Source organism: Mesorhizobium sp. L103C105A0 (assembly GCF_000502215.1).
Classification (GTDB): domain Bacteria; phylum Pseudomonadota; class Alphaproteobacteria; order Rhizobiales; family Rhizobiaceae; genus Mesorhizobium.
Genome location: NZ_AYXF01000014.1, coordinates 61,724 through 76,789 on the forward strand (window position 1 = coordinate 61,724; position 15,066 = coordinate 76,789).

The window sequence follows — 15,066 nt, forward strand, 5'->3', positions numbered from 1 at the left end:
AGGGATTAACCAGGACGGAGGCGCTCGCGCCTCAGTCCTTCGCCCGCTCCACATAGGCCCCGTCAGCCGTCATCACCACCACGCGGGTACCCGGCGCGATGTGCGGCGGCACCAGCGTGCGCACGCCGTTGGAAAGCACGGCCGGCTTGTATGACGAGGACGCCGTCTGGCCTTTGGTCGTCGGCTCCGTCTCGACCACTTCGAAAGTAGCGCGCTGCGGCAGCACCAGGGCTATGGCGATGCCGTTGAACTGCGAAATCTGCACCGCCATGCCTTCGAGCAGGTAGGGCGCCATGTCGCCGACCACGCTTTCCGGCACCGCGACCTGGTCGTAGCTTTCCGGGTTCATGAAGTGATACCCCTCGGCGTCGGCGTAGAGGAAGGTGTGCTCGCGCTCCTCGACATAGGCGCGCTCGACCTGCTCGGTGGTGCGGTAGCGCTCCGAAACCTTCACCCCGTCGGAGATGCGGCGCATGTCGAGCTGGGTGACCGGCGTACCCTTGCCAGGGTGGATGTTTTCGGCAAAGAGGATCACGTAAAGCTTGCCGTCCTTGTCGACGACATTGCCTTTACGGAGCGAACTGGCGATGACCTTCACCACGGTTTTCAATCCTAGACTTCGTTGGCCTGAAACGATCGTTCGGCGCAAATCGGCTGCGAGAGCCGTCGCCGTAGCGCATCTTGGCCCGAACCGCCAGCCCTGTCAGCAATTCCGTTGCCCGGCAAACCCATGACTGGCGCTTCGCCCTGGTGGACGCCGGATGTTCACGCCGACCGCCGGCCGCGGCTGATGGCCCGCAACGCCATAGCTGCCGCAATGCGCGGCTGGTTTGGCGAGCGGGACTTCATCGAGGTCGAGACGGCGGCATTGCAGATTTCGCCCGGCAACGAGGCGCATCTCTCAGCCTTCGCCACCGAGGCGATCGGCGCCGACGGCGCGCGCCGGCCGCTTTATCTCCACACCTCGCCGGAGTTCGCCTGCAAGAAGCTGCTGGCCGCCGGTGAGCGGCGCATCTTCAGCCTGGGCGCCGTCTGGCGCAACCGCGAGCGCGGCCCCTTGCACCATCCCGAATTCACCATGCTGGAATGGTATCGGGTCGGCGAAACCTATGACAGCCTGATGGCCGATTGCGCCGAACTGCTGAAGCTGGCAGCCGAGCGGGCCGGCGCCAAAACCTTCCGCTTTCGCGGCCGCGAGGCCGATCCGTTCGCCGAGCCGGAACGCGTGAGCGTGGCGGAAGCTTTTGCGCGTTACGCCGGCATCGATCTTCTTGCCACCGTTTCTGCCGATGGCGGCACAGACCGCGCCGCACTCCATGATGCTCTGATCAAGGCCGGCCTGCGCACGGCCGGCGATGACAACTGGGCCGATTTGTTCAGCCGGGTAATGGTCGAGAAGGTCGAACCGGTGCTGGGGCAGGGGCGGGCCACCATCTTGTACGGCTATCCGATCTCGGAAGCGGCGCTCGCCCGGCCGAGCGCGGAGGACCAGCGCGTGGCCGAGCGCTTCGAGCTCTATTGCTGCGGCGTCGAGCTCGCCAATGCTTTTGGCGAACTGACCGATCCGGCCGAGCAGCGCCGGCGCTTTGCCGCCGAGATGGACGAGAAGGAGCGCGTCTATGGCGAGCGCTATCCGCTGGATGAGGATTTTCTCGCCGCCCTCGCCATCATGCCGCAAGCCAGCGGCTCGGCGCTCGGCTTCGACCGGCTGGTGATGCTGGCAACGGGCGCGACGAGGATCGATGACGTGATCTGGACGCCGGCCGCCACTCCTTGACGGAAATCGGCCTCGGTTAAACTCACAAACCGGTCAAGCCGCGCGTCTCTGGCGGCCGCCGCCGCGGATAGCTTTCGCGCTCCGCTCGGGCGCTATGCCGCAGCGGGACAATTGTCCGTGCGCCATTGCACAAGCCGCATTGGGACAATAGATGGTGCAACAGCCGCTACCGCCCGGCGCGGCTTCAGCCAGGACCACGCGCATGACCGATACATCAGAGGCAGCGAAATTGACCGACCGCGTCGCGGCACTGGTCGAGGCTGCCAAGCGGGCCGGCGCCGACGCCGCCGACGCGGTTGCCGTGCGCGGCCGTTCGATCGGCGTGTCGGTGCGGCTGGGAAAGGTCGAGAACACCGAAGCGTCCGAGGGCGACGATGTCTCGCTGCGCGTCTTCGTCGGCAACCGGGTGGCGAGCGTCTCGGCGACGGCGGCATCGGACCCCAAGGCGCTGGCTGAGCGCGCCGTGGCCATGGCCAAAGTCTCGCCCGAGGACCCCTATCAGGGTCTCGCCGATCCGGCTTTGCTGGTTGGCAAGGTGCGCGACCTCGATCTGTTCGACGCCACCGAGGTTTCGGCCGATCAGTTGAAGGAAGCGGCCCTTGCCGCCGAGGAAGCGGCCCTTGCAGTCAAGGGTGTCACCAATTCGGCCGGCAGCGGCGCCAGCGCAGGCCTCGGCGGGCTGGTGCTTGCCACGTCGGACGGCTTCGTCGGCCACTATGTCGCGTCGCGCTTTTCGCGTTCGGCCAGCGTGATTGCGGGTGAGGGCACCGGCATGGAGCGCGACTACGAATACTCCTCGAACCAGCATTTTTCCGATCTCGACGCGCCGGAGCTGATCGGCCGCAAGGCCGGCGAGCGCGCCGTGCGCCGCCTCGGCGCCCGCAAGGCGGCGACCGGTCCGGTCAACGTGGTGTTCGATCCGCGCGTTGCGCGCGGCATTGCCGGCCATCTCGCCGGCGCCATCAACGGCGCTTCGGTGGCGCGCAAGACCAGTTTTTTGCGCGAGATGATGGGCAAGCAGGTTGCGTCGGCTGCCATCACCGTCACCGACGAACCGCTGCGGCGTCGCGGTCAGGCCTCGCGCCCGTTCGACGGCGAAGGCGTCGAGGGCGAAAAGCTGTTGATGGTCGAGAACGGCGTGCTGAAGCACTGGTTCCTGTCGACGTCCGCCGCGCGGGAATTGGGGCTGACCACCAACGGACGCGGCGCGCGCAGCGGCTCGTCGGTATCGCCGTCTTCGACCAATCTCGCCATCGAGCCGGGCGACAGGACGCCGGAAGACCTGATCAGGTCGCTAAAATCCGGCTTTTATGTCACTGAAGTGTTCGGCCAGGGCGTCGACATGGTGACCGGCGAATACAGCCGTGGCGCATCCGGCTTCTGGATCGACAATGGTGAGCTTGCCTATCCGGTGGCCGAGGTGACCATCGCCTCGAATTTGAAGACGATGTTCCTCAACATGGTTCCGGCGAGCGATCTTGACCGCGATTTCGGCACTGCCGCACCGACGCTGCTGATCGAAGGAATGACCCTTGCCGGAGCGTGACCCGGTCATATCGGCCGGGGCCTCGGAAGACCTCGATCTGCTGCGCGACGCCGCCCGCGAGGCGGGCGCGATCGCCATGCGCTATTTCGGCAAAAACCCGCAAGTGTGGATGAAGGGCGGCACCTCGCCGGTCAGCGAAGCCGACCACGCGGCGGACGCCTATCTGCGCGATACCCTGCTGGCGGCCCGGCCGGACTATGGCTGGCTGTCGGAGGAAACGACTGACGATCCGGCGCGGCTTCTGGCGCGGCGCACCTTTGTCGTCGACCCCATAGACGGCACCCGCGGCTTCCTCGAAGGTCTGCGCTCGTGGTGCGTCAGCGTCGCGGTGGTCGAGAATGGCCGCACGCTCACCGGTGTGCTCGAATGTCCGGCCAAGGGCGAAACCTATTGGGCGCTGCCTGGCCATGGAGCTTTCCGCAACGGCAAGCCGATTGCCGTGCGCGGCCTGGGCAAGACGGTCGAGATCGGCGGGCTGAAGCAGTTGATCGACCTGATGCCGGCGCAATGGCAGGGCCGGGTGCGGCGGGCGGCGCACATTCCCTCTCTCGCCTACCGGCTGGCGATGGTCGCCAACGGCACGCTCGACGCAACCTTCGTCAAGCCCAACGCGCATGACTGGGATATCGCCGCCGCCGATCTCATCTTGCGCGAGGCTGGCGGCGCCGTGCTCGACGGCCATGGCCGCGCGCCGCTTTATGCCGGGGAGATCATCCGTCACGGCGCGCTGGTCGCCGGCAGCGGCCAGTTGCTGACCGTGCTTGCCGGCGTCATTGCCGATACGGAAGCGTGATCGAAGGTTCCAAAGTCGGCAGCTTTGGGCTAGACCTGTCGCAAACTCACAATATGTGAAGGACCGAAATGGCCGCGGAAGACGGAAAGAAACAGCTTTTGCACCTGGTGTTCGGCGGCGAGCTGAAGAAGCTGGGAGGCACCGAGTTCCGCGATCTCGACGCGCTCGACATCGTTGGCGTTTATCCGGACTATCAAACCGCGCACACCGCGTGGAAGGCAAAGGCGCAAGCCAGCGTGGACAATGCCCATATGCGCTATTTCGTCGTCCATCTGCACCGGCTGCTCGACCCTGAAAGCAAGGCCGCCGGTTGACAGCGATGGAGCATGAAGCGGTGAAAGGGCAGCCCACCGGCGCCGCGGTCCGAAGAAGACGCGGCGGCAGTTCGAAGACATTCTGGCGCAAGATCCGCGAGCCGTTGGCGCAGTCGCGAATCGTCAAGAGCATGATCGTCAGCCTGCTCGCCCAGTTCGTCCGCCTGGTGCGCCTGACCAACCGCGTGGTCGAAGGCTCGGCTAAATTTTCAGGCGGCGACTACGCCGAATTCGAACCCGGCATCATCGCGCTCTGGCATGGCCAGCATCTGCTGACCCCAGCCTATTATCCCAAGGGACGGCCGCTGGTCGCCATGGTCTCGCGCAGCGCCGATGCCGAACTCAACGCGCTGATGATCGAAAAATTCGGCATCGAGGCGGTGCGCGGCTCCGGCGGGCGTGAAAGCACGAAGCATCTCGACAAGGGCGGCGCCAAGGCGCTCATCGCCCTGAAAAAGTCACTCGTGGCCGGCAAGAACGTCGCCATGATCGCCGACATTCCCCACGGCACGCCGCGCGACGCGGGGCTTGGTATCGTTCTGCTGGCACGCCTTTCCGGCCGGCCGATCATGCCTGCCGCCATCGCCACCAGCCGCCGCAAGGTGCTGGAAAGGAGCTGGGACAAAACCACCATCAACCTGCCGTTCGGCCGCTCCTCGATCGTCATCGGAACGCCGGTTTTCGTGCCGGCCAATGCCGACGAGGCCGAAATGGAGCGCAAGCGCCAGGAAGTCACGGCCGCGCTCAATGCCGCAACCGCCGAGGCCTATCGGCTCGTGGACGGCAGGCCATGAGCGTCGGCTGGGCGCGCGCCTTCCTGGCGGCCTACCGCCTTGCCGGTGCAGCCGCCTATCCGCTGATGGGTCCCTATGTCGCCTGGCGCACATCGCAGGGCAAGGAAGACCGCAGCCGCAGCCGTGAGCGCTACGGCGTTGCCGGGCGGCCGCGCCCCGAAGGGCCGGTGATCTGGATCCATGCGGCAAGCGTCGGCGAGACCCTTGCGGTCGTGCCGCTGGTGCAAAGCATCCTCGACTACGGTGTCAACATCGTGCTGACGACGGGAACAGTGACCTCGGCGCAGGTTGCCGACGAACGGCTGGGCGACCGCATCATCCACCAATATGTTCCGCTCGACCTCAAGCCGGCCGTCAGCCGCTTTCTCGATCACTGGCGGCCGGACCTGGCTATCATCGCCGAATCCGAGATATGGCCGATGACGATCCTCGAGCTCGGCGCCCGCCACGTGCCGCAGGTGCTGGTCAACGGCCGGCTCTCCGACCGTTCGTTCAAATCCTGGAAGAAGCGCGCCAACATCGCCGAGGCGCTGTTCGAGAACCTTGCACATGTCGTTGCCCAGTCGGATGTCGACGGCGAACGGTTTCGCGCGCTTGGCGCCCGGCCGGTCACCGTGTCCGGCAACCTCAAGGTCGACACCTTGCCGCCGCCCGTCGACGAACGGGCGCTGGCGACGCTGAAGCGCCAGATCGCCGGCCGCCCGACCTGGGCGGCAATTTCGACCCATGACGGCGAGGAGGTGGTCGCGGCGGAAGTCCACGCCACGCTCTACAAGCGCCACCATGGCCTGCTGACGATCATCGTCCCGCGCCATCCCGACCGCGCCGAAGCGCTGGCCGCACAGATTTCCGGCATGGGCCTGAAGCTGGCGCGGCGCAGCAAGGGCGACCGGATCACCGCCGACAGCGATATCCTGCTCGGCGATACGATCGGCGAGATGGGGCTTTATCTCCGGCTGACGGAAATCGCCTTTGTCGGCCGCTCGCTGACCTCGGAAGGCGGCCAGAATCCGCTGGAGCCGGCCATGCTCGACACCGCTGTGCTGGCCGGCCGCAACGTCCAGAATTTTCGCGAGGCCTATCAGCGCCTGCTCGACAGCGGCGGCGCCAAGCTGGTGCGCGACCGCGACATGCTGGCAGGCGCCGTCAATTTCCTGCTGAGCAATGAAGTTGCGCGCCACGAGATGATGGCGGCCGGTGCCGCCACAGTCGACCAGATGCGCGGTGCGCTGGCGCACACGCTGAAGTCGCTCGAGCCTTATATCCAGCCATTGATCGTCAAGTCGCGCCTGAAGGGCGCCGACGGGCGATAGGTGGCGTCGGAAGCACCACCTTTCTGGTGGGAAGCGCCGGACTGGCGGGTCTTTGCGCTGTCGCCGCTATCAGCCGTCTATGGCATCGTCGCCGGCCGCCGCATGCATCGGGCGGTACGTGAAAAGATCGACGCGCCAGTGCTTTGCGTCGGCAACTTCACCGTCGGCGGCAGCGGCAAGACGCCGGTCGCCATCGCGCTGGCAAAGCAGGCCAGGCGCATGCAACTCAATCCCGGATTCCTGTCGCGCGGCCATGGCGGCTCGTTCGCGCAGCCGCATGTCGTCGATGCCGGTCACGACGCTGCCAAGCATGTCGGCGACGAGCCGCTGCTTTTGGCCGAGCACGCGCCGGTTGCGGTGAGCCCCAACCGCGCTGCCGGCGCCAAGCTGCTCCTGGAAGCCCATGGTTGCGATTTCCTGATCATGGATGACGGTTTTCAGAGCGCGCGCATCCATATCGATTATGCGCTGGTCGTCGTCGACGCCCGTTACGGCATCGGCAACGGCCGGGTCATTCCGGGCGGTCCGCTGAGAGCCAACATCGTCGACCAACTGGTGTTCACCGACGGGCTGTTGAAGATGGGCGAGGGCGCTGCCGCCGACCAGGTCGTGCGCCAAGCGGCGCGCGCCGGCCGGCCGATCTTCGAGGCGCATGCCGAGCCCGCGGCCAAGGAGCGGTTCGCCGGCCGGCGGTTCCTCGCCTTTGCCGGCATCGGCCACCCCGAAAAATTCTTCGACACGCTGCGCGGCACTGGTGCGGAAGTGGCGCTGAGCCGGTCGTTTCCGGACCATCACTTCTATGCCCCTGATGAACTCGCGGAACTGGCGGCAACGGCGCGCCGCGATGGACTGGGCCTCGTCACCACCGCCAAGGACGCCGCCCGGCTGCGCCACGGCGCTGCCCCGGCCGATTTCCTCGCTGAACTCGCCGTGCTGGAGATCGACGCCACGTTCGAACTCGACACTGTGCCGGAGCGCATCATCGACGAGACGCTGGATGCCTGGAGACAGCGCCGGCTGCGAGGGTAGGGCGCTCCCGCGTTGACACAGGATATTTCTCGCCGCTTATCACTATTATAAGTCAGACCGGCTTCAGCGCGGGGGGTGGAATGGTTAGGTTGCGGGCACTCTTTGTGGGCTTTGTTCTTGTGGCGATAGCGAACCCATCTTCGGCGCAGGCACCCACCGCGACCGACAGCGAATTTCTGGTCTCGGTCACCGAAGCGGACGGTGCTACCCACGTTCGGCCCTCAAACATTGTACCGCTTATCCCCGATAGCGCCTGCTTTGAATGGCGCGTACGTCTGGCGCAAGGCGACAGACTGGTATCGGTCACCGAGGTGTTCGCGCTTCCCGCGGAGCCCAGGCAGTGGGGTATCGACGGAAACGAATACAGCTTGAGCAAGCTATCGGGCGATCGAAGGGTCTCCGAGACCACCATGTTCTACAAACCGCAGGACGGATGGATCTCGCATGGCTGGTGCATGGCCGAGGGTGATCCGATCGGGCCGTATTCCATCAAAGTGCTTGTCGGAGATCGGCTTGTTCATAAATTCGACTTTTCGGTCGAAAACGCGCCGGCATCCTCAAAGCCATAGTCCTGCAGGCGTTCCAGGAAAATCAGATCGACGGTGAGCCTTGCTTTCCGGTGTGCCGATCTAACCCCGGCTGCGCAGGTCCGGATGCATCTCGATCTCGCGGCGCAGCGAGGCGGCGGCGCTGACATAGGGCTCCTGCCTGGCGACGCTCCAATATTTGAGCTCGTCCAGCGGAATGCTCTCGCCGGTCACCGCGCAGCGCACGAAGGCGCCGGGGCTGGTGACCTGGAAGTCGCCGTCGAGATAGCGGATACGGGCTTCCTTGCCGCCGGGGCCTTCGAAGCGGTTCATGATGGAGTGGTGCCAAGGTTCATGCTGATTTCATCGCCATAAATTGCCGGCAAGGTCAAGCTTGACGCAATGCTGAGGCGCTATTGTCGCTCCAAACCATTCTTATGGGACCGGCATGGACATTTCATCCGCCCGCCTGACCGCGCTGCTGCGTGAGGCCATGATGTTGGCAGCGTTGCCGTCGGCGAAGGCCGATCCGGCGAAAGCAGCACTTATAAAGGCGCTGGTGCAGCCGCCGACGCCGTCCGGCGCGCCTTTGCAGCCGGCAGCGGCGCCGGCGCTGCAGGCGCTGTTGTCCGCAGCCACCGCAAAGGGGCAGCAGACGGGTTCTGCCGAGGTCCTGCAAGCCTATCTGGCCCTTGCTGAACCTGGCGTCGAGGCGCCAGACAAGGTCGCGCCGACAAGGGTCGTTGCGGTCTCGCCGGCAAATGACGACACACGGCGCGGTCTGCCGCTGCCGTCGGCCAAGGCCGAAGATGGCGCTGCCGCAAAGCCCGCAGGACTGCCTTGGTTTGCGCTTCTCGCACCCGTGGTTTCGCCGCAGCGCCGCGCTGCCACCACCGATATGCCAATGAAGCGGGAGCAGGCGACGTCTGGGCCGAATGATGCGGCCCAGCCGCAAGGCCGACAGCAGACGCGTGTCGGTCTGATGGCGCTGGCAACCGGGTTTCTGGCCGTCGCCATTGTCGGGCTAGCCCTGCTGGTGCTTCGCTGAGCACCGAACGACCGCCGCTATCGCTCGGCTTCGAGGAATGCTTCCATCTTGTCCATCGCCAGCCCCGCCTCGACAGCGATACGGCGTGAAAGTTCGGCGGCAGCCGTGCGTGGCCGCCCCAGCGGCCGGTCGAGCCAGTACGACACCGGGTTCAGCGCCGTGCGCTCGTCGACGGCGACGATGCGGCCTGCCTCCAACTGGTGTCCGGTCAGCGGCGGCCGCGCCAGCGCGATGCCGAGCCCGTAAGCTGCGGCGTCGAGCACCAGATTGTAGTCCTCGAAGCGGCGATCCTGCGGGCGCGGGCGGTAGTCCATCCCTTGCGCGGCAAACCAGGCACGCCAACCCGAAGCGTCGGAATCGTTGATCAGTGGAAACCTCAGCAGCCGGGCCGGGTCGCCGCGGCCGATCTCGCGGGCAAGGCCGGGCGCGGCGACGGGAAAGACATGTTCCTCGAACAGCTTCACCGAGATGCGGCCCGGAATGCCCCCGCGGCCGCAGCGGACCGACAGGTCGATGCCTTCATCGGCAAGGTCGGCCTGGCGGATGTCGACGTCGAGCACGATGCGCAGCTTGGTTGGATTGTTCTCCAGCGCCGCCATGCGTGGCATCAGCCACAGCCCGCTGACGGAGGGTATCGAGGTCAGCCGCACCACGGCGGTGCCGCGCGGCTCGACCCAGCGGTCGGAATGACTGGAGATCAGCGCAAAGGCTTCCGCCGTGCGCAGATGCAGGCGGTTGCCCTCGATGGTCAGCGAGACGCCGCGGGCCCCGCGGTCGAACACTTTCAGGCCCAGCCAGTCCTCCAGCTTGGCGATCTGCCGGCTGACGGCGCCATGGGTGATGTTGAGCTTCTCGGCCGCGGCCGAAAAGCTCCCCGTGCGCGCCGCCGCATCGAAAGCACGCAGTGTCTCGAGCGGCACCATTGTGTCTGAGCTGTGATCCATAGTCACAGGTGATCCTCGATTTGATCGTTTGTCAACGGCGCCGAAAAGGCGCTTTCTGCGGTTCATGACTGAAAAACGCGAGGACAGTGGAATGAGCGCAGTAACCGGCACATCGAATCAGACACAGCGGATGGACACCACGGCAGCCATCGCCGTGGCTCTGACGGTGGTCGGCTGGGCATCGGCCTTTCCAGCGATTCGTGCGGGTCTCGCCGCCTTCGGGCCGCTGGAACTCGGTTCGCTGCGCTTTGCCATTGCCGCGGTGCCGGCGGCGATCTTTCTTGCCGTCAAGCGCCCGGCACTGCCGAGGCTCGATGAAGTGTGGCGCCTCGGCTTTGGCGGCGCCATTTTCGTCGCGCTCTACACCGTCATGCTTAATTACGGCGAACTGACCGTGTCGGCTGGCGCCGCCGGTTTCATCATCAATGTCAGCCCGATCTTCACCGCCATCATGGCAATGGCATTGCTGGGCGAGCGTTTCTCAACGTGGGCCTGGTTTGGCACGGCCATTTCTTTCGCCGGCATCGGCATCATTGCGGTCGCCGACGGCAATGGCTTGAGTTTCGACACCGGCGCGCTGCTGGTTCTTGGCTCCGCGCTGTGCTCGGCCGTCAACACGATCGTCCAGAAGCCGCTCTTTGCCCGCCATCACCCGCTGACCATTTCGGCCTCGAACATGATCCTTGGCGCACTTTGCCTGGCGCCCTTTTTGCCAAGCGGCTTTGCGCAGGCAGCGGTCGCCAACACGGCCGGGATCGGCGCCGTGATCTTTCTTGGCATCGTGCCCAGCCTGATCGCCTATGCCGCCTGGGCAACCGCTCTGTCGCGTCTCCCGGCCGCCCGTGCCTCGAACTTCCTCTATCTGGTCTCGCCCATGTCAGCCCTGATCGGCTTCTTCTGGCTGGGCGAAGTGCCGACGCTGCTCGGCATAATCGGCGGTGCGCTGGCGCTCGGCGGCGTCATCGTCGTGAATTTGATGCGTTAAAACAAATGATTGGAGCTGTTTTCGGACTCAAACCGGGAACCGCTTCCATCAGAACGCAGACACCCAGAGGAAGGACAGCTATGGTACGCTGCCTTCACTGGGGGACGGAATGGGAAGACTGTTCATATCGGCAATGTTTTGCGTTTTGCTGCTGACCGGGAAAGCCGCCGCGGGCTGGTATCAGGTCGAAAACTACGAAGGCTCCATCGGACCTAACCCCGTCCACCTATCGCTGCAGAGATATGACAGTTTCGGCAGCGGGATTACGGTCGAGGGGAGCTATTTCCACGACGCGAAGCAAAGCCCGATAGCGGTGTACGGCAAGATCAGTGGCACCAGCGTCTTCCTTTGCGAGATTGCGGACGACAGGGAGTTCGACCGGGTGCTGGTCATGGGATCGAAAACGCCCGTTGGCACCGCCGGATGTCCGTTTTCTCTCGACCTTGGCGAAAGCGGCGCAACAGGGACTTGGAGCAAGGGCTCGGACAAGTTCCCGATCACGCTGAAGAAGGTCGCAAGCCTCGACGATACCGGTGAGGCGAAGGTTGACGGCACCGTCGAGATTCCCTTCTGGGCGCAGACAGCCACCCACAGATTTGCCGGGGTCTACGAGAAAGCGGGCTTTCTCGTCTGCATGAATAAGCTGCGGGTCATCGATAAGAAGAAAAAGAAGGTCGTTCAGGAGATCGCTTTCGATGACGACGATTGTGATGCCGGCATGCTGATGACTCCCATCTACATGAATGTTCAAAAACAGGTTGGGAGAAGCTTCGAGATAATCTCCGTGAATTTTCGCGGCGGTGGCGCCGGTTACTCAAGGGATTACGTTTTCTCTCATAGGTTCAAGGATTATCGCCTGTTGGTGAATTGAGCGTGTGGCCTGACCTGGCTTGTGCTCACCGCCTTCCGAACAACCGCTCGATATCGGCGAGCTTGAGTTCGATATAGGTCGGGCGGCCGTGGTTGCAGGTGCCGGAGCCGGGAGTCGCCTCCATCTGTCGCAGCAGTGCGTTCATCTCCTCGGGTTTGAGCAGCCGGCCGGAGCGCACCGAGCCATGGCAGGCCATGGTGGCGGCGATCTTGTCCAGCCGCTCTTTCAGCGTCTCGACGGTATCGTTGTCGGCGATCTCATCGGCAAGGTCGCGCACCAATTGCTGGACATTGGTTTCGCCGAGCATGGACGGCGTCTCACGCACCGCCACCGCACCGGGGCCGAAACGCTCGATGCCGAGGCCGAACCGGGCCAGCGTTTCGGAATGCATGGCCAGCCGCTCGGCGTCCTCCTCCGGCAGGTCGACGATCTCCGGCAGAAGCAGCATCTGCGAGGGCACCGCGCGCGAGTGCAGGGCATTCTTCAGCGCCTCGTAGACCAGCCGCTCATGCGCCGCGTGCTGGTCGACGATGACAAGCGAATCCCTGGTCTGGGCGACGATGTAGTTCTCGTGGACCTGCGCGCGGGCGGCGCCCAGCGCGGTGCCGAGCAGCGTCTCGGCCGGCTCGGCTAAGCCGGCACGCGCATCGGCGCTGGCGAGCGGACCGGCGTCGAATGCAGCCTGGTCGTTTTCGCGGAAGCCGGCGCCGTCAAATCCCATATCCAGCGGCCGCTGTGGCGAGCGGTCAAAGCCCGAAAAGCCCGAGGCCCGGTAGGCCGCGTCATAACTGCGATGACCGTTGGCAGGACCCGCATGGGCGTAGGAGGCGGCTCCCGGCCGGAACGCCGCCACCATCCCGGCGGCCCCGCTGGTGGCGGCGCGGATGCCGGCATTGGCCAGCGCCTCGCGAATGGCGCCGACGATCAGCCCGCGCACCAGGCCGGGGTCGCGAAAGCGCACATCGGCCTTGGCCGGGTGGACGTTGACGTCGACGGTCGCCGGATCGAGCGTCAGGAACAGCACGGTCACCGCGTGCCGGTCGCGCGGCAGCACATCGGCGAAAGCGCCGCGAATGGCGCCGGCAATCAGCTTGTCGCGCACCGGACGGCCGTTGACATAGGCATATTGCTGCAGCGCGTTGGCGCGGGTGAAGGACGGGATCGAGACGTGGCCGGTCAGGTGCACGCCGTCCCGGCTGGCGTCGATAGCGATGGAATTGTCGGGAAACTCGGCGCCCATCACCTGGGCGACGCGGCGCAGGCTGCCCTCGGTACTGTCATCGGTCGCCGGCAATTCCAGCGTCGAGCGGTCCGAGCCGGCCAGCGTGAAGCGCACGGCGGGGAAGGCGATGGCGATGCGCTTGACCACGTCGCTGGTGGCCGAGCTTTCGGCCCGCTCGCCCTTCATGAATTTGAGCCGCGCCGGCGTGGCAAAGAACAGGTCGCGCACCTCGACCGTTGTGCCGCGATTGGCCGCCGCCGGTTTGACCGCCGAAACGCGGCCGCCTTCGATGGCGATCTCGGCGGCAGCGTCGCCTGCGGTCGTGCGCGAACGGATCGACAGCCGCGCCACCGAACCGATCGACGGCAGCGCCTCGCCACGGAAGCCGAGCGAGCGGATATCATGAATGTTGTCGGCAAGTTTCGAGGTGCAGTGGCGCGCAATGGCCAGCGCCAGTTCCTGTTCGGGGATACCGGAGCCGTCATCGGTGACGCGGATCAGGTTCAGCCCGCCGCCGGCAGTGACGACCTCGACGCGGGAGGCGCCGGCGTCGAGCGCGTTTTCGACCAGTTCCTTCACCACGCTCGCCGGACGCTCGATGACTTCGCCGGCGGCGATCTGGTTGATCATCGTTTCGGAAAGCTGGCGAATGGGCATGGGGGTATTATAGGCGGATTCGAAGGGTGTGCGGAAGGCTTCAATGAATGCCGGACATTGGAGACGCCAGCGGGACAGCACCCCCCTCTGGCCTGCCGGCCATCTCCCCCGCAAGGAGGGAGATCAGATGTCACGACGGCTTTCGCCAATCTCCAATGCTTGAAGGGTGACGCGACATATGAACTGCCAATCTCCCCCCTTGCGGGGGAGATGTCCGGCAGGACAGAGGGGGGTGTGAAGGAACTCCGCGATAGTGACTACGCTGCAACCGATTTCAAGCCTGCGCCGCCAGCCAGTCCCTGACTTTCCGCGCATTCTCGCTCAACTCCCGGTTCTTCGGCCAAACCACATAGAACGCCTTGCCGGTTCTCAGCACATGGTCGGTCACCGGCACCAGCAGCCCCGACGCCAGGAGCCGTTCGGCCAGATGCCGCCAGCCGAGCGCGATGCCCTGGCCCTCCATGACGCCCTGGATCACGAGGCCGTAATCGTTGATGCGCAGGCCGCGCGCGGTGTTGTCGAGCCTGCCGCCCGCAGACTGGAACCATTCGTCCCAGCTAGCCGCCTCGCGGTAGGGCTCCTCGAGGTGGATCAGGCGATGCGTCGCCAGCTCCGCGACGCTCCTTGGCATGCCGAATTTCGCGAGATAGCTGGCGCCAACCACCGGAAAAATCTCCTCGTCGGCCAGCGGCAGCGAATGATAATCGGCCCAGTCGCGCGGTTCGCCGCCGCGAACGGCGAGCGGGATGCCCTCGGCGATGATGTCGAGATCACGGTCGGCGGTCTGGATGCGCAAGTCGATGCCCGGCAGTTCATCGCGGAACTGCTGCAGGCGCGGCATCATCCAGAACGAGCCGAAGGCGGTCGACGCCGCCAGCGTGACATGGCCGCCGCTCGCCTGCAGGCGCAGATCCTCGGCCGATTTGCGGATATGCGACAGACCGAGCGAGACGTCGGCATGGAAGCGTTCGCCCGCTTCTGTCAGGACGACCTGGCGGTGGCGGCGCTGGAACAGCTGCGCGCTAAGCTGTTCCTCCAACCCGCGCACCGCATAAGAGACGGCGGCCTGCGTCATGCCGAGCTCGCGCCCGGCAGCGGTGAAGCTCGACAGCCGGCCCGCCGCCTCGAAGACGATCAGGCTGCCGGCCGAGGGCAGGAGGTGGCGCAGGCTACGCATAAGCTGAGCTTATACAAGAGATCAGGATTTTCCAGCATCACATCCATATTTCCTCTCGCTAACTTGGTT

16 protein-coding genes are annotated in these 15,066 nt (G+C 65.2%); 11 read left to right on the forward strand and 5 right to left on the reverse strand.

Annotation, left to right across the window (positions count from 1 at the left end):
* Nucleotides 1-31: 31 nt before the first annotated feature.
* Nucleotides 32-601, reverse strand: coding sequence for an elongation factor P (gene efp, locus X727_RS138825; RefSeq protein WP_023682947.1), 570 nt, complete (start codon nucleotides 599-601; stop codon nucleotides 32-34).
* 129 nt (nucleotides 602-730) lie between these two features.
* On the opposite strand from efp, the gene epmA reads away from it, so the two are divergent.
* From epmA to X727_RS1000000165740, 8 genes are all read left to right on the forward strand, one after another.
* On the forward strand, nucleotides 731-1,777 hold the full coding sequence (gene epmA, locus X727_RS138820) for an EF-P lysine aminoacylase EpmA (RefSeq protein WP_023712779.1): 1,047 nt from the start codon (nucleotides 731-733) through the stop codon (nucleotides 1,775-1,777).
* 202 nt (nucleotides 1,778-1,979) lie between these two features.
* Nucleotides 1,980-3,323, forward strand: coding sequence for a TldD/PmbA family protein (locus X727_RS138815; protein ID WP_023712780.1), 1,344 nt, complete (start codon nucleotides 1,980-1,982; stop codon nucleotides 3,321-3,323).
* Nucleotides 3,310-4,116, forward strand: a complete 807-nt coding sequence (locus X727_RS138810; RefSeq protein ID WP_023712781.1) for a 3'(2'),5'-bisphosphate nucleotidase CysQ — start codon at nucleotides 3,310-3,312, stop codon at nucleotides 4,114-4,116. The genes X727_RS138815 and X727_RS138810 overlap by 14 nt, the downstream gene beginning before the upstream one ends.
* A 68-nt stretch (nucleotides 4,117-4,184) precedes the next feature.
* The gene (locus X727_RS138805) at nucleotides 4,185-4,430 is read left to right on the forward strand and encodes a DUF4170 domain-containing protein (protein ID WP_023682943.1); all 246 of its coding nucleotides are present in this window, start codon (nucleotides 4,185-4,187) and stop codon (nucleotides 4,428-4,430) included.
* 5 nt (nucleotides 4,431-4,435) lie between these two features.
* Nucleotides 4,436-5,224: a lysophospholipid acyltransferase family protein gene (locus X727_RS138800; protein WP_023682942.1), complete on the forward strand. Its 789-nt coding sequence runs from the start codon at nucleotides 4,436-4,438 to the stop codon at nucleotides 5,222-5,224.
* A complete protein-coding gene (gene waaA / locus X727_RS138795) occupies nucleotides 5,221-6,537 on the forward strand; it encodes a lipid IV(A) 3-deoxy-D-manno-octulosonic acid transferase (protein WP_023689593.1) in 1,317 nt (438 codons plus the stop codon). The genes X727_RS138800 and waaA overlap by 4 nt, the downstream gene beginning before the upstream one ends.
* Nucleotides 6,538-7,566, forward strand: coding sequence for a tetraacyldisaccharide 4'-kinase (gene lpxK / locus X727_RS138790; protein ID WP_023734236.1), 1,029 nt, complete (start codon nucleotides 6,538-6,540; stop codon nucleotides 7,564-7,566).
* An 89-nt stretch (nucleotides 7,567-7,655) separates the two neighbouring features.
* Nucleotides 7,656-8,135 carry a hypothetical protein gene (locus X727_RS1000000165740; protein WP_155923614.1) on the forward strand — a complete coding sequence of 160 codons (480 nt, stop codon included), beginning with the start codon at nucleotides 7,656-7,658 and terminating at the stop codon, nucleotides 8,133-8,135.
* Between the two features lie 60 nt (nucleotides 8,136-8,195).
* Here the strand turns inward: X727_RS1000000165740 and X727_RS138785 are convergent, their stop codons facing one another.
* The gene (locus X727_RS138785; protein ID WP_023694434.1) at nucleotides 8,196-8,429 is read right to left on the reverse strand and encodes a DUF2093 domain-containing protein; all 234 of its coding nucleotides are present in this window, start codon (nucleotides 8,427-8,429) and stop codon (nucleotides 8,196-8,198) included.
* Nucleotides 8,430-8,541: 112 nt separating this feature from the next.
* On the opposite strand from X727_RS138785, the gene X727_RS138780 reads away from it, so the two are divergent.
* Nucleotides 8,542-9,141: a hypothetical protein gene (locus X727_RS138780; RefSeq protein ID WP_023734234.1), complete on the forward strand. Its 600-nt coding sequence runs from the start codon at nucleotides 8,542-8,544 to the stop codon at nucleotides 9,139-9,141.
* Between the two features lie 17 nt (nucleotides 9,142-9,158).
* On the opposite strand, the gene X727_RS138775 is transcribed toward X727_RS138780, so the two are convergent.
* The gene (locus X727_RS138775; RefSeq protein ID WP_023734233.1) at nucleotides 9,159-10,085 is read right to left on the reverse strand and encodes a LysR family transcriptional regulator; all 927 of its coding nucleotides are present in this window, start codon (nucleotides 10,083-10,085) and stop codon (nucleotides 9,159-9,161) included.
* 91 nt (nucleotides 10,086-10,176) lie between these two features.
* On the opposite strand from X727_RS138775, the gene X727_RS138770 reads away from it, so the two are divergent.
* The gene (locus tag X727_RS138770; RefSeq protein ID WP_031204698.1) at nucleotides 10,177-11,070 is read left to right on the forward strand and encodes a DMT family transporter; all 894 of its coding nucleotides are present in this window, start codon (nucleotides 10,177-10,179) and stop codon (nucleotides 11,068-11,070) included.
* Between the two features lie 109 nt (nucleotides 11,071-11,179).
* The gene (locus X727_RS138765) at nucleotides 11,180-11,941 is read left to right on the forward strand and encodes a hypothetical protein (protein WP_155923615.1); all 762 of its coding nucleotides are present in this window, start codon (nucleotides 11,180-11,182) and stop codon (nucleotides 11,939-11,941) included.
* Between the two features lie 25 nt (nucleotides 11,942-11,966).
* Here the strand turns inward: X727_RS138765 and mutL are convergent, their stop codons facing one another.
* Both mutL and X727_RS138755 read right to left on the reverse strand, forming a co-directional pair.
* Nucleotides 11,967-13,820: a DNA mismatch repair endonuclease MutL gene (gene mutL, locus X727_RS138760; RefSeq protein WP_023745493.1), complete on the reverse strand. Its 1,854-nt coding sequence runs from the start codon at nucleotides 13,818-13,820 to the stop codon at nucleotides 11,967-11,969.
* A gap of 274 nt (nucleotides 13,821-14,094) precedes the next feature.
* A complete protein-coding gene (locus X727_RS138755; RefSeq protein WP_023671586.1) occupies nucleotides 14,095-14,997 on the reverse strand; it encodes a LysR substrate-binding domain-containing protein in 903 nt (300 codons plus the stop codon).
* Nucleotides 14,998-15,066 lie beyond the last annotated feature (69 nt).